This window comes from Halomonas jincaotanensis, assembly GCF_018448785.1.
Taxonomy (GTDB): domain Bacteria; phylum Pseudomonadota; class Gammaproteobacteria; order Pseudomonadales; family Halomonadaceae; genus Halomonas; species Halomonas jincaotanensis.
This window is the reverse complement of record NZ_JAHCLU010000001.1, coordinates 358492-371944: the sequence shown is the minus strand read 5'-3', so window position 1 is coordinate 371944 and position 13453 is coordinate 358492. Positions and strand designations below refer to the sequence as shown.

Annotated in this window: 13 protein-coding genes; 5 read left to right on the top strand and 8 right to left on the bottom strand. The window is 63.2% G+C overall.

Going from position 1 to position 13453, the window contains the following annotated elements; all coding sequences use genetic code 11:
- Nucleotides 1-64: 64 nt before the first annotated feature.
- The 4 genes from KG088_RS01775 to KG088_RS01760 all read left to right on the top strand — a co-directional run bounded on the left by KG088_RS01775 (nt 65) and on the right by KG088_RS01760 (nt 3954).
- Complete coding sequence (locus KG088_RS01775) at nt 65-814, top strand: SDR family oxidoreductase (RefSeq protein WP_213823759.1); 750 nt, start codon at nt 65-67, stop codon at nt 812-814.
- A gap of 61 nt (nt 815-875) precedes the next feature.
- A complete protein-coding gene (locus tag KG088_RS01770; RefSeq protein WP_213823758.1) occupies nt 876-1727 on the top strand; it encodes a fumarylacetoacetate hydrolase family protein in 852 nt (283 codons plus the stop codon).
- A gap of 50 nt (nt 1728-1777) precedes the next feature.
- Nucleotides 1778-2803, top strand: coding sequence for a zinc-binding alcohol dehydrogenase family protein (locus KG088_RS01765; protein WP_213823757.1), 1026 nt, complete (start codon nt 1778-1780; stop codon nt 2801-2803).
- 20 nt (nt 2804-2823) lie between these two features.
- Nucleotides 2824-3954, top strand: coding sequence for a mannitol dehydrogenase family protein (locus tag KG088_RS01760; RefSeq protein WP_213823756.1), 1131 nt, complete (start codon nt 2824-2826; stop codon nt 3952-3954).
- Nucleotides 3955-4013: 59 nt separating this feature from the next.
- On the opposite strand, the gene nanR is transcribed toward KG088_RS01760, so the two are convergent.
- The 8 genes from nanR to KG088_RS01720 form a co-directional block, all read right to left on the bottom strand.
- On the bottom strand, nt 4014-4736 hold the full coding sequence (nanR, locus tag KG088_RS01755) for a transcriptional regulator NanR (protein WP_213823755.1): 723 nt from the start codon (nt 4734-4736) through the stop codon (nt 4014-4016).
- Nucleotides 4737-4843: 107 nt separating this feature from the next.
- Nucleotides 4844-5920 carry an Ldh family oxidoreductase gene (locus KG088_RS01750; protein WP_213823754.1) on the bottom strand — a complete coding sequence of 359 codons (1077 nt, stop codon included), beginning with the start codon at nt 5918-5920 and terminating at the stop codon, nt 4844-4846.
- Between the two features lie 25 nt (nt 5921-5945).
- The gene (locus tag KG088_RS01745; RefSeq protein ID WP_213823753.1) at nt 5946-7325 is read right to left on the bottom strand and encodes a TRAP transporter large permease; all 1380 of its coding nucleotides are present in this window, start codon (nt 7323-7325) and stop codon (nt 5946-5948) included.
- A gap of 26 nt (nt 7326-7351) precedes the next feature.
- On the bottom strand, nt 7352-7888 hold the full coding sequence (locus tag KG088_RS01740) for a TRAP transporter small permease (protein WP_213823752.1): 537 nt from the start codon (nt 7886-7888) through the stop codon (nt 7352-7354).
- A gap of 63 nt (nt 7889-7951) precedes the next feature.
- Nucleotides 7952-8950 (bottom strand): sialic acid TRAP transporter substrate-binding protein SiaP, encoded by a 999-nt coding sequence (locus KG088_RS01735; protein WP_213823751.1) that lies wholly within the window; start codon nt 8948-8950, stop codon nt 7952-7954.
- A gap of 147 nt (nt 8951-9097) precedes the next feature.
- Nucleotides 9098-10261: a four-carbon acid sugar kinase family protein gene (locus KG088_RS01730; RefSeq protein WP_213823750.1), complete on the bottom strand. Its 1164-nt coding sequence runs from the start codon at nt 10259-10261 to the stop codon at nt 9098-9100.
- Nucleotides 10258-11316, bottom strand: coding sequence for a 4-hydroxythreonine-4-phosphate dehydrogenase PdxA (pdxA, locus tag KG088_RS01725; protein WP_250147994.1), 1059 nt, complete (start codon nt 11314-11316; stop codon nt 10258-10260). Before pdxA ends, KG088_RS01730 begins: the two co-directional genes overlap by 4 nt.
- The gene (locus KG088_RS01720) at nt 11313-12101 is read right to left on the bottom strand and encodes an SDR family NAD(P)-dependent oxidoreductase (protein ID WP_250147993.1); all 789 of its coding nucleotides are present in this window, start codon (nt 12099-12101) and stop codon (nt 11313-11315) included. Before KG088_RS01720 ends, pdxA begins: the two co-directional genes overlap by 4 nt.
- Before the next feature lie 150 nt (nt 12102-12251).
- Between KG088_RS01720 and KG088_RS01715 the strand changes: the two genes are divergently transcribed.
- Complete coding sequence (locus tag KG088_RS01715; protein WP_213823749.1) at nt 12252-13415, top strand: fumarylacetoacetate hydrolase family protein; 1164 nt, start codon at nt 12252-12254, stop codon at nt 13413-13415.
- The last annotated feature ends 38 nt before the right edge of the window (nt 13416-13453 follow it).

Sequence of the window (13453 nt, the reverse complement as noted above, 5' to 3'; positions counted from 1 at the left end):
TGTCATTCTTACCGGTGGCACACCCAACCGCAAAAGAGCAATGGCACAACGACATGGAAGCATCATGCGATTGAACAACAAGACGGCCCTGATCACCGCAGCGGGCCAGGGCATCGGCCGGGCCACCGCCCTACGCTTCGCCGCTGAAGGCGCACGGGTCATCGCCACCGACATCAATGACGCCAGCCTGGCCGAGCTGGCCGGCACTCCCGGCATCGAGACCCGTCGGCTGGACGTGCTGGATATCGCCGCCATCGAGGCACTGGCCGCTGAAATCGGCCCCGTCGACATACTATTCAATTGCGCGGGCTACGTGGCCAACGGCTCGCTGCTGGAGGGTAGCGACGATGATTGGGAGCTCTCGCTCTCGCTTAACGTCACGGCCATGATGCGCATGATACGCGCCTTGCTGCCCGCCATGCTCGACAATGGCGGTGGCAGCATCATCAACATGGCCTCGGTAGCCTCAAGCCTCAAGGGCGTGCCAAACCGCTGTGCCTATGGCACCACCAAGGCCGCGGTTCTTGGGCTGACCAAATCGGTGGCCGCTGACTACATCGGCCAGGGCATCCGCTGCAATGCCATTTGCCCCGGCACCGTGGACTCTCCTTCGCTGCGCCAACGCATTCGCGCCCAGGCCGAACAGCAGGGTCGTGAGGAAGACGAGGTCTACGCCGAGTTCAACGCCAGGCAACCCCTGGGTCGCCTGGGCAGTACCGATGAAATTGCAGCCCTTGCCACCTACCTGGCCGCCGACGAATCCGCCTATACCACTGGCACCACCCAGATCATCGATGGTGGCTGGTTAAACTGATAATGCCGTTAGATGATTCCCAGCGAAGAGACACAGAGCCCACCCGACAAAGGAAGCATTTATGAAATTACTGCGCTTCGGCCCCCGGGGTCATGAAAAGCCCGGCATGCTGGACACCCAGGGCGTGATTCGCGATCTCTCGGCCCACCTGCCTGACCTAGACGGTCGCCACCTCGGACGCGACCGCCTGGCGATACTGGCCGACCTGGACCCCGCCACGCTGCCGGAGGTGCCCCAAGGTACGCGCCTTGGTCCCTGTGTCGGCGGAGTCGGCAAGTTCTTGTGCATCGGTCTCAACTACTCGGACCATGCCGCCGAAACCGGCTCCCAGTTGCCTCCCGAGCCGGTGGTGTTCAACAAGTGGACGAGCGCCATCTGCGGCCCCGATGACAACGTCATGATCCCTCGCGATTCGCAGAAAACCGACTGGGAAGTCGAGCTGGGCGTGGTGATTGGCGAAGGGGGCAAGTACATCGACGAAGCCGATGCCATGAAGCATGTGGCCGGCTATTGCGTGATCAACGATGTTTCCGAACGCGAGTTCCAGCTCGAGCGCAGCGGCACCTGGGACAAGGGCAAGGGCTGCGACACCTTCGGCCCGCTTGGGCCCTGGCTCGTCACGCCCGATGAGGTTGCCGACCCGCATGAACTCGACTTGTGGCTCGAGGTCGATGGCAAGCGCTACCAGGACGGCAATACCCGCACCATGGTGTACCAGATTCCTTACTTGATCAGTTATCTGAGCCGCTTCATGAGCCTTCAGCCGGGCGATGTGATCTCGACCGGCACCCCACCAGGCGTCGGCATGGGCCAGAAACCGCAAGTCTACCTTCGCCCCGGCCAGCGGATGCGTCTGGGCATCGAAGGGCTGGGCGAACAGAGCCAAAACGTGATTGCCGACGAGCCCACCTGAAAAAAACTCGTCTGAGCCGAATCTGCACCCACAGAGAGGAGCGCCGCGCCATGCGAAGCATCGTTTGTACTCGCCCCGGGCTGATGGAACATCACGACGACCAGGAGCCTCCCACGTGCGGTGCCGGCGAGGCTCTGCTGCGCATCCGGCGGGTCGGCATCTGTGGCACCGATATCCACGCCTTCGGGGGCAACCAGCCCTACTTTGCGTATCCGCGCGTGCTGGGACACGAACTGGCCGGCGAGATCGTGCAGGTGGGCGACAGCCAAGACCAGGCACTGGTGGGACAGAATGCCTCCGTCATTCCCTATCTGCACTGCGGTGAATGTCGCGCCTGCCAACGAGGGCTCACCAACTGCTGCCAGCGGATCAAGGTCATCGGTGTGCATCGCGACGGTGGCATGTGCGACCTGTTGGTCGTGCCTATCGACCACTTGATTCCCTCCTCCACCTTGTCGCTTGATCAGCTCGCGTTGATGGAATGCCTGGCCATCGGCGCCCACGCCGTGCGTCGCAGTGCTTTGGCCCCGGGCGAATTGGCGGTCGTGGTGGGCGCCGGCCCGATCGGCATGGGCGTGGCGCAGTTCGCCCGGGAATGCGATGCCCGCGTAGTCGTCGTCGACACCAATGAACAGCGACTGGCCTTCTGCCGCGAGACGCTGAATATCGAACACACCCTGAATCCCTTGCAGCATGATCCACTAGCGCAGTTGGAGACCCTGAGCGACGGCGCACTGGCGGACGTTGTATTCGATGCCACCGGCAATGCCGAGGCCATGCAGCGGGGATTCGACCTTGTGGGCCAGGCGGGACGCTACGTTCTGGTCAGTATCGTCAAGGCAGATATCACCTTTCACGACCCGGACTTTCACCGCAAGGAAATGACCCTGCTCAGTAGCCGTAATGCCACGCGTGAGGATTTCACCTGGGTAGCGACACTGATGGAGGCCGGCAGGCTGCAAGAGACGTCGATGATCACGCACCGCGACGAACTCGAGGCGGTTCCCGAGCGCATGGCGGCATGGTGCGACCCCCGCAACGCCGTGATCAAGGCCATGGTCCATCTCGAACACTAGCCCATCCCCAGGAGCTTAGGATGACCCAGAATGCCGAGATCCTGCAGTTCGGGACCAGCCGCTTTTTGCTGGCCCACGTGGATTATTTCGTCAGCCAGTCCTTGGCCGCGGGCCACACCCAAAAGCGCGTCGTCATCGTCCAGGGCTCCTCGCGACCGGCCGGCCAGCAGAAGGCTCGCGACCTCGCGGCACGGTTACGCTACCCGGTGCGCTTTCGTGGCCAACGGGATGGCCAGACCGTCGATCACGAAGAGACGGTCGACAGCCTCGCGGCCTGCCTGATCGCCGATGAGCACTGGGCGGAGATAGAGCAGCGCTTCTGCGAGGACGTCACCCACGTCGTGTCCAACACCGGGGAGGACGGTTACGCCGTGCCGGCAGAGGATTCGCCCCTGCATCCCCTGCCCGCCAGCTTCCCCACTCGACTGACTTGCTTGCTCAACGCACGCTTTCACCACGGCGGCGCCGGTATCACGCTGATGCCCTGCGAATTAATTCACGCCAATGGCCAACGGCTCAAGGCCATCGTGCAGGAACAAGCAAAGCGTGCCTATGGCGACCCCGACTTCTCCGCCTGGCTGGACCGCGAGTGCCTGTGGATCGATACACTGGTCGATCGCATCGTTTCCGCGACCATCGAGCCGGTCGGCGCCGTGGCCGAACCCTATGGCCTCTGGGCCATTCGCGATACCCCGGGGCTCGAGCTGCCCTGCCGGCATCCCGACGTCCAGGTCGTCGACGACCTCGCTCCGTTCGAGCAGCGCAAACTGCACATCCTCAACCTGTCGCATACCTGGCTGGTTCACCACTGGCGAGCCTCGGGGCTGAGCACGACGATTCGCTTCGTTCGCGAGGCCATGAACGAGCCATCGCTGCGCCAGCCACTGGAGACCATGCTGAGAGATGAGGTCTTGCCGGTGCTGGAGCGTCAAATGCCCGGCATGGCACTCGACATGGACCTCGAACAGTACCTGACCACGACGCTCGAGCGTTTCGACAACCCCTTCCTCGATCACCGTCTCGAGGACATCGCTCAGCACCACGCCGAAAAGCTGCGGCGCCGCCTGCTACCGGTACACGAGATGGGCCGCGCTCAAGGCGACTCGACTCCGCGTCTGGACGAGGTGCTGAAAGCCGAAGGCGTGATCTGACGACCGGACAGTGAGGCAAACAAGCCTGGGAGATGGCGCGAGTGGTTGCTTGCAGACGCTCAGGGATTAGACGACAAGCGCTTCTTGAGCTGCATGTAGGTACCGTAGTGGCGATCCAGGTGGCGCCGCATCGCCGCCTCGGCGGCATCGGGGTTTCGCGACTCGATGGCCTCGACGAGTTCGGCATGCGCCGCCGTCGCTGCCTTGTCCTCATCCTTCTGCTGGAGCACCTGGGCGCGACGGTCGTCGAGCCACTCGGACAGAGCGACATGGATGGCATCGAAGATAGGGTTGCGACCGATGCTGGCCAGGACGCCATGAAAATCGTTGTCGGAACGCTTGAAGCGCGCCTCGTCGCCGATCGCGACGCGATTGTCCTGTAGGGCGTCGCGCAGGCGCTGTAAATCTTCCTCACTGGCATTGACGGCGGCATAGCGCGCCAGTGAAATCTCGAACATGGCGCGGGCTTCCTGAAAGTACTGCTGCCCGTCGGGTTTAGAGAGAAGCTGACGGGTCACCCCGGAAAGGCGTGCCATCACCGCCTCCGCCGTCGGCCGGATGACTCGCGCTCGGGTGCCGCTGTTGATGGCGATAAGGCCTAGCCGCTGCAGGTAGAACAAGGCCTCGCGCACCGCCGGGCGACCGACCCCGAACTGCTCCATCAACTCTCTCTCCGAGGGCAGTTGAGCATTCTCGCTCAAGCGCCCTTCGAGAATCTCGGCTTCCAGTTGCTCGGCAACCTGTTCGGATAGTGTCTTGCGCTCGACCTGGTATCGACTCATACACGCCCTCTCCTGAGTGTCCGCAGGGAAGAAAGGCTGGCTTTCTCCACGTCTGGCGGTATTTTACCGCATCCTGCCGCCATCTCGAGGCAGTCACGGCATCTGGTTCAGGGCAAGGGTGCCAGCGGCTCGACATCGAACTTCTCCGCCAGCGTGGCATAGGCCACCTGGTTGGCGCTGTCCAGAGGAACACCCTCGGCGTCTCGCCGGGCACGGCAGTGCCACTCGCGATCGCCGGGCGCCAGCACCTCGGCGCCATCGTTGGCGGGCTGGGCGCGCAGATCCGTTAGGTACTCGCGCAGGCAGGCATCGAAGGATGAGCTCTCGCTGAAGGCGCCGGGGTTCATGGCCAGGAAGAAATGCCCCACCCCACGCGGCGTCTGCATGTCGGGACCGCCCATCGGCAACAGGCGAAAGCCGTTGAGCATGCCCGACAGCGTCGAGCTCAATACCTCGACCATGCCACCGAGTCCCGCGCCCTTGAAGCCGAAATCGCTACCGCCCAGCGGCAGCAACGCAGCGACCTCGGCCGGGGTCCGGGTCACGCGCCCAGCGGCATCGGCCGCCACCTGGTCCGGCAATTGACGACCGATGGCGCCGAACTGCTGAACGCGGTTCCAGGGCACCGAACTGGTCGCCATGTCGAGCAGATATGGCGCTTCCCCTTCCAAAGGTGCCGCAAAGGCAATGGGATTGGTGCCATGAAAGGGCGTCCTGCCTTCATGGAGCAGGACGAAGGGGTCGGAATTGCAGAAGGCCATGCCGATCAGTCCGCGCTCCGCCGCAGCCAGTGCATAGCAACCCGCGGCACCGAAATGCGAGGAGTTGCCCACCGCTACGGCGCCGAGGCCCACCGTCTCGGCCATCTCGGCGGCATGCGCCATTGCGGTGTAGCCCGCCAGATGCCCCAGACCATCATCGGCATCCAGAGATCCTGTCGCCGGCAAGTGACGCGTAAAGCGCATCTCGGGCCGACCGTTGATACGTCCGCCCTGAAGTGCCTGAATATAATGCGGCAACAGCCTCAGCCCATGGCTATCCGTCCCCATGCGCGAGGCCGTGACCAGCGCACGGGTCACCGCCTGGGCGGAGGCTGTATCGGCTCCCGCGCCACGCAGGACCCGGTCCATGAAACGCTCCAGGTCGGTGACGGCAACGCGAAAGTCCGGCGAATCGGGTGTCATCGGCAAACAGCTCCTTCGGAAAGGCTCAACGGTAGATCAGGGTCGGCAGCCACAGCGAGATCGCCGGAACGAAGGTCACCAGCAGCAGCGAAATCACCAGCGGAATCAGGAACGGCAAGGTGCCACGCATGCAGTTCTCGAATGAAATGTTCGACACCCGCGACAGTACGTATAGCACCATGCCTACCGGAGGCGTCAGCAGGCCGATCATCAGGTTGAGCACCATGATCACGCCGAAGTGTACCGGGTCGACGCCCGCGGCCACGGCGACCGGCAGCAGCACCGGCACCAGAATGGTGATAGCGGCAATGGTTTCCATGAAGCAGCCGACCACGATCAGCACCAGGTTGATGATGATCAGCAGTGCGATGGGATTGTCGGCAAAAGGCCCCAGCAGCCCCATGACGTGCTGGGTCACCTGGTTGCTGGTCATGATCCAGGCGAAAATCGAGGCGCCCGCGACGATCAGCAGGATCACGGCAGTGGTCTCGATGGTCTCCATGCTGACCTTCAACAAGCGCCGCCAGGTCAGGATGCGATACACCACGCTGCCCAGGAAGAGTGCATATACCACCGCCGCGATGGCCGCCTCGGTCGGGGTAAAGGCGCCGGAAATGATGCCGCCGACGATAATCAAGGGTGTCAATAGCGACAGGAAGGCGCGACGAAAGGTCAACCAGAGGACCGGGATCGAGAACTGGGCGTCGCGAGGATAGCCGCGGCGCTTGGCCATGATGGTGATCATTACCATCAGCGACACACCCATCACCAGGCCCGGGATCAGGCCGGCGACGAACAGCTGCCCCACCGACACCGAGGCCATTACACCGTAGATGACCATCGGCAGGCTGGGTGGAATGATCGGGCCGATAGTCGATGACGCTGCCGTGATGCCCACCGAGAATTGCTCATCGTAACCCGCATCGCGCATGGCCTTGATCTCGATAGTGCCCAGGCCGCCGGCATCGGCCACCGCCGCTCCTGACATGCCGGAAAAGACGATGCTGGCGCCAACGTTGACATGGCCCAGGCCACCGCGCATCCAGCCCATCAGCGCCTTGGCGAAATCGAAGATGCGGTTGGTGATGCCGCCGTTGTTCATCAGGTTACCGGCAAGAATGAAGAACGGAATCGCCAATAACGGGAAGCTGTCGACGCCATTGATCATGCGATGCACGACCACCACGTCCGGCACTCGGCCGGTGAGATAGACATAAAGCAGGCAGGATCCTGCCAGGCTGATGGCGATCGGTACGCCCAATAACAGCAGGGTAAACAGGGTAGCGAAAAGGAAAAGCAGATACTGGCCGTTAAAGACCAGCACGAGACAGCCAATGACCGCCAGCAGGGCAACCAGTGGGGAGATCAACGCACCCCGTCGGCTCACAGCCTGGATATGGGACATGGGAGGGACTCCGGCCTATGTTATCATTAGGGGACGTGAGGATGCTCGACGGTGTGGTCGCGCCAGCGCAGAAACGCAATCTGGATCGAACGCGCCAACATCAAGAGGAAACCCACCAGCACCACGTAATAGAGAAAACTCTTGGGGATATCGACGGACGCCATCAACGCGGTGGTCCGATCGGCGAGTTTCCAGGTGACCCAGGCACCAATGGCGAAGAAGGCGATGCTGACGAGGTCGACAATGGTCACGAGCAGCCGACTCATCCATCCCGGCATGTAGCGATAGAAGAATTCGACGGAAATGTGCGTGCCCGTGCGTACGGCCATGGAGCCACCCATGAAGCCCACGGCCACCAACAGGTAGCGAGCCATTTCCTCCGTCCAGGCTATCGAGTCTCCCAGTACGTATCGGCTGAAAAACTGCAGGAACACAACCAGCGCCAGCAACCAGAACACCGCTAGCGTGGCGCAATCCTCGATACCGTAGTCGCGCCACTCGAAGGTATCGTCTTCCTCGATCTGGAAACCGGATTCACCGTCAGGCCATTTTTCGGTCGTCATAAGCTCACTCCGCAGATAACGCCACCCCGTTCATGGGGTGGCGTGTCGGCAACGAGAAGGAAGTTACTGACCGATCGCCTGCAGGCGGTCGTAGGTTTCCTGATCCCAGGTAGCGTCTTCACCGGTATGGTACGGCACTGTCGCTTCCCGGAATGGCTCGGTATCAACTTCGTTTACGGTCACACCCTGCTCCTCGAACCAGGCGACGAGATCCTCTTCGGACTGGAGAATGTCCTCGGTTATCTTCTGGCCGGCTTCCATGTAGACCTCACGGAAGATCTCACGGTCCTCTTCGGACAGGCGATTCCACAGCGGCCCACCGGCAATAGTGATCAGCGAGTCGGTGATGTGACCCGTCAGATTGATGTAGTCCTGCACCTCGTGGAAGGCCTTGGCGCGGATGGTCGGCAGCGGGTTCTCCTGGGCATCCACGACCCCCTGCTGCAGGGCCAGATAGACCTCGGCGAAAGCGATGGGCGTCGGGTTGGCACCCACGGCTTCAGGGAACATCATGTAAAGCGGCGCGTTGGGCGTGCGGATCTTGAGACCTTCCATGTCCGCTGGCTCGTTGATCGCCTCGTTGGAAGTCACGTGACGACGCCCGTAGTAGTTCATCGCCAACGGCACGTTGCCGGTCTCGTCCTGGTAGCCCTGCGCGATCTCATCGAAGAGATCGCTGTCGGCATAGGCGCGCCAGTGGTCGAAATCGCGGAACATGTAGGGCGCACCGGCAATGCCGATGGGGCCGTAGAAACGCCCGGCGAACTGATTACCGGTATAGATGAGGTCAACAGTACCCAACTGCAGGCCCTCGTTGATGTCGGCTTCCTTACCCAGTGACGAGGCGGCATGCACCTCGATTTCGTAGCGGCCGTCGGTTCGCTCCTCGATCTCCTCGGCCGCCCACAGCGCCCACTCGTGGTAGGGCTCAGAGGTCTCGTAGACGTGGGCAAAATTGAGCGATTCGGCGAAGGCGTGCCCACCTGCCGTCATGCCGGCTAGCAGGATGGTGCCGGTAGCGAGACGATGGACAGTCTTGAGTCGGAAACTGGCGTTACCCATTTTGTTGTGCTCCTTGACGTGATTATTCGGGAGTAGAATTTTGGGTGATAAGTGAGAATGGAGAAGATGGCTTGGCTGTATACGTGTCATACCATCACATTCGAATCTAGTCGCCTCTACCAAGCAATGCAACCTCTGGAGGCGCGTTTACGCCAATGGTCGCAGTAGGCGTACCAGCAAGGATTCGTCACCGAACCCACCCGCCTTGGTCAGCAACGGCCACTCCCGATTACCCTGTGGATATCCCAACACGACCCCCGGCTCCCATTCGCCCGAGACATCCAGGTAACTCGCCCCCAGTGTCTCCATCAGCGCACTGGCGCAATCGCCTCCAGTCATCAGGTAGAGGCGCTGCGTGGCCGTGGCCATCCCCTTGGCGAGCGACCCGGCCAGCGTTGCCGCCACCTCGTCCGCCTCGCGAGGCGACTCTTCAGTACCGGGCAGCAACAGCAGGAAAGGCGCCTCGACCGGCACGTCGTCGGTGCCTCTCACGACCGTCAGGTCGGGTACGGCACGACGCAGTACGGCCACCTGCTGCCTGGCGCGCTCACTGCGCGAGCCCACGGCTAGCCAGAGACTTGTGAATTCCGCTTGGACCGGACGCGACGCCACCTCGCCGAACATGACGTGAGCCAGAGCGCGACTCAGCCCGGCGGCGCCTACCGCCAGTTGCGCGTCCTGGCCATCAATGATCCCACCGGCCAAGGCGTCGAGATCGGCATCCGTCTCGGCATCGGCCACGCTGTCGGTGGTTGGCAGAGGCTGGCCCGGAACATGACGCGCCAAGAGTAGCCCTTCGGCTTCGAACAAGGCATCCATGCCGCCACTGGGGGGCCGTGACCGCGCGTCGCGGGCAAAGTCGGTCGTCTCCAGGCGTTGGCCGTGCACGATGATGCGTGCCTCCCGGGTCGTGCGGCCTTGGGAGGGCACAGCCGGGGCGAGAATCAACCGGCGGCCACAGACTCGGCGCATCGCCAGGCTCTCGGCCACCACCTGGCCGCGCAGTGTCGAGTCGATCTTCTTGAACCACACGACTGGCGCCAGGCGGGTCAGCATCTGGGTGGCCCGCGCCACGCGCTCGGCCGCCTCGGAGGCAGTCATGTGGCGTGATTCCGTCGTCACCGCGATGACCTCCGGCAGCGCCTCTTGCCACGTTTCCAGCAAGGCTTCCAGACGCTCAAGCGCTACGACCACGCGTGTGGTCGCACCGCGCTGGGCGAAGGGTGCCGCGGCGTCCAGCGCCCCGGTCAGATCGTCGGCGACGATCGCCATGCGACACTGTTTATGCGCCCCAGCCCCGGCGCTGTTCATGCGCCCCGCCCCCGGCTCTGCTCACGTGCATCGGCTCCAACCCCGGCCTCGTTGCCAGTCACTAAGCGATGCGCATAGGCAATGGCAGCGCCCATGTTGGTCGCATCCGCCCTGCCCTGCCAGGCAATGTCGAAGGCGGTACCGTGATCCACCGAGGTGCGTCGAATCGGCAGGCCGAGGCTGACGTTCACGGTGGTGTCGAAGGCAATCAGCTTGACCGGGATATGGCCCTGGTCGTGATACTGGGCCACCACCAGGTCGAACTCGCCCTGGGAGGCGCGATAGAAGACGGTGTCGGCGGAGATCGGTCCACTGACGTCGAACCCACGCGCCTTGAGCGCCTCGACGGCCGGCGCGATGCTGAGTGTGTCCTCGTCGCCGAAAATGCCGCCTTCACCGCAGTGTGGGTTGAGGCCGGCCACCGCGATGCGTGGATTAGCCATTCCCAGGGACTTGAGATGCTCGTGCCCGGCCTCGACGGTGGCGATGATCCGCTCGGGCGTGACCCGGTCGATGGCCTCGCGCAAGGACACATGGGTCGACACATGCAGGGTCGAGAGATGCTCGGAGGCCAGCAACATGAAAGACGACGGCGCGCCGGTCAGCGCGGCCAGCATGCCGGTGTGGCCATCGTAATAATGGCCGGCGGCATGCAGCGCGGCCTTGTTCAGCGGTGCCGTGACGATCACCCCGGCCCGACCGCTCTGCACCAACTCCACGGCCATGGCGATGCAACGAAAGGCCATGTCGCCGGCACCGGCGCTGATCTCGCCGTCGGGAATCGCGACATCCGCAGACACTTCGACCACGGCCACGGCCACGCTTTCCGCGGGAGCGTCGGGGGCATCCAGGGGAGCGAAGCTCAGCTCGGCATTGATCGTTTGGGCGGCGCGGCGAAAGATCGCCGGGTCGCCGACCAGCAGGGTGCCGGCACGCGACGCGGGGGACATGGTAGCCACGGCACGGCAGATGATCTCGGGACCGATGCCCGCCGGGTCGCCCATGGTAATGGCGATGTCGTATTGTCTTGAAACACTGTGGTTGGACTCGCTCATGGCATCAACTGCCCGCCGTTGACCTCGATGATCTGACCGGTGACATAGCCGCTCAAGGCATCGGTTGCCAGAAACAGATAGGCACCAACGCAATCCTCGGCGCTGCCCAACCGACCCTGGGGAATTGTCGCGCGCGCGGCTTCCATCTGGGCATCGTTGGAGTGGCGTTCATGGAAATCGGTGGTGATCACGCCAGGCGCCACGGCGTTGACACGGATGTTGTCGCCGGCGAGTTCCTTGGCCATGTTGCGGGTCAGGGTGGTGACGAAACCCTTGGCCGAGGCGTAGAGGCCGGCGCCCGGGCCGCCACCATTGCGCGCCGCAATCGAGCCGGTATGGATGATGTTGCCGGCACCGGCCTGGCGCAGGTAGGGCAGCGCCGCTCGGCTGGCCATTACCACCGAGCGGGCATTGAGGTCCATCACGCGGTCATAATGCTCATCGTCCATCTCGTCCAGACTAACGCGCCCCAGCATGTCGCCGGCATTATTGACCAGCAGGTCGAGGCCGCCGAGTTGCTCCGCCGCCTGGTCGACGATCGCGGTCGCATCCCGAGAGCGGCTGATATCGCCCTGAATCAGAAAGGCCTGGCCACCGGCCTGACGAATGTCATCGCAGACCGCCTGGGCCGGCCCTTCGCTGCGATGATAATGCACCGCCACCTGAGCACCGAGGCCCCCGAGTCGCCTGGCGACCGCCGCGCCGATGCCACGGCTCGACCCGGTCACCAGTACCCGCTTGCCTTTCATCTCATCGAACATGCTGTTCTCCTGCTTGGCTATCATCTGGAAGTCGTCCTGGGGTTGCTATACTGTTCATGGCATACCTGTCATACATCGCAACATCCTTAGCATGATAGGCGAAAGCTGGCCACATGCCAGCCCACTGCCCTAGCCATTTACCTTAGCCATTCGCATTAGCCAATCGGAGGTGTTATGTCCCCCCTTTCTCCGGCAGATTTCCTGCCTACCGACCTCTCCACAGCGTTGCTGGTCGGTCGTGCCTGGCGCGATGCGCCCCATGCCGGCCCGGTTCTGGTCGCGGTACGCGATGGCGAGGTCATCGATATCACCCACGCCGGTCCGACGATGGCCGACCTGCTGGAGCGCGACGATCTCCTCGAGGTGGTTCGCCACGCCGAAGGGGACTCGCTGGGTTCGGTCGACACGCTGCTCACCAACTCGCTGGGTGCCACACCGAGCGCCCCATACCTGCTCGCCCCCTGCGACGTCCAGGCGGTAAAGGCCTGTGGCGTAACCTTCGCGGTCAGCCTGATGGAGCGGGTGATCGAGGAACAGGCCGGCGGCGACCCCGCCCGCGCCGTCGAGCTTCGCGAGGAGCTGCAAGCGCTGATCGGCAAGGACCTGTCGCGCATCGTGCCCGGCTCCGAGGAAGCCATGGCGCTGAAGGAAGCCCTGCAGTCTCGCGGCGCCTGGTCGCAATACATGGAGGTGGGCATCGGGACGGATGCCGAGGTGTTCACCAAGGCCCAGCCACTTTCCTCGGTGGGCTTCGGCAGCCCCGTGGGCCTGCATCCCTCATCGAAGTGGAACAACCCCGAGCCGGAAATCGTGCTGGCCGTAGATGCCCAGGGTCGCGTCAAGGGCGCCAGCCTGGGCAACGACGTCAACCTGCGCGACGTGGAAGGCCGCAGCGCCCTGCTGCTCGGCAAGGCCAAGGACAACAATGCGTCCTGTTCCATCGGCCCCTTCATTCGTCTGTTCGACGCGCATTTCGACATCGATACCGTTCGTCAGGCGCGGGTCTCCCTGCGTATCGAGGGCGAGGACGACGACTTTCTGCTCGAAGGCGAAAGCGACATGCGCGAGATCAGTCGCGACCCGCTCGACCTGGTGCGCCAGACCTTCGGCGATCATCATCAGTACCCCGACGGTTTCATGCTGTTTCTGGGTACCATGTTCTCACCCATTGAGGACCGCGACGGTGAGGGCCAGGGCTTCACCCATCATCCGCGTGACCGCGTGACCATCGCCACTCCCGCCCTGGGGGCACTGGTCAACGAGGTCGGTCGCAGCGACCAACTGCCGCCCTGGACCTTTGGCATCCGCCAGCTGATGCGCCACCTCGGCCAGCGCTGACGCCGCCTGCCATCGCTCACAACAGCAATGAGGACACC

What these genes read in the sequence shown, in the direction of transcription:
- nanR (WP_213823755.1), bottom strand. Translation starts at nt 4,736, where the DNA reads ATGAGTCGATACCAGGTCGAGCGCAAGACACTATCCGAACAGGTTGCC.
- KG088_RS01750 (WP_213823754.1), bottom strand. Translation starts at nt 5,920, where the DNA reads ATGACACCCGATTCGCCGGACTTTCGCGTTGCCGTCACCGACCTGGAG.
- KG088_RS01765 (WP_213823757.1), top strand. Translation starts at nt 1,778, where the DNA reads ATGCGAAGCATCGTTTGTACTCGCCCCGGGCTGATGGAACATCACGAC.
- KG088_RS01770 (WP_213823758.1), top strand. Translation starts at nt 876, where the DNA reads ATGAAATTACTGCGCTTCGGCCCCCGGGGTCATGAAAAGCCCGGCATG.
- KG088_RS01720 (WP_250147993.1), bottom strand. Translation starts at nt 12,101, where the DNA reads ATGATAGCCAAGCAGGAGAACAGCATGTTCGATGAGATGAAAGGCAAG.
- KG088_RS01745 (WP_213823753.1), bottom strand. Translation starts at nt 7,325, where the DNA reads ATGTCCCATATCCAGGCTGTGAGCCGACGGGGTGCGTTGATCTCCCCA.
- pdxA (WP_250147994.1), bottom strand. Translation starts at nt 11,316, where the DNA reads ATGAGCGAGTCCAACCACAGTGTTTCAAGACAATACGACATCGCCATT.
- KG088_RS01735 (WP_213823751.1), bottom strand. Translation starts at nt 8,950, where the DNA reads ATGGGTAACGCCAGTTTCCGACTCAAGACTGTCCATCGTCTCGCTACC.
- KG088_RS01760 (WP_213823756.1), top strand. Translation starts at nt 2,824, where the DNA reads ATGACCCAGAATGCCGAGATCCTGCAGTTCGGGACCAGCCGCTTTTTG.
- KG088_RS01740 (WP_213823752.1), bottom strand. Translation starts at nt 7,888, where the DNA reads ATGACGACCGAAAAATGGCCTGACGGTGAATCCGGTTTCCAGATCGAG.
- KG088_RS01715 (WP_213823749.1), top strand. Translation starts at nt 12,252, where the DNA reads ATGTCCCCCCTTTCTCCGGCAGATTTCCTGCCTACCGACCTCTCCACA.
- KG088_RS01730 (WP_213823750.1), bottom strand. Translation starts at nt 10,261, where the DNA reads ATGAACAGCGCCGGGGCTGGGGCGCATAAACAGTGTCGCATGGCGATC.
- KG088_RS01775 (WP_213823759.1), top strand. Translation starts at nt 65, where the DNA reads ATGCGATTGAACAACAAGACGGCCCTGATCACCGCAGCGGGCCAGGGC.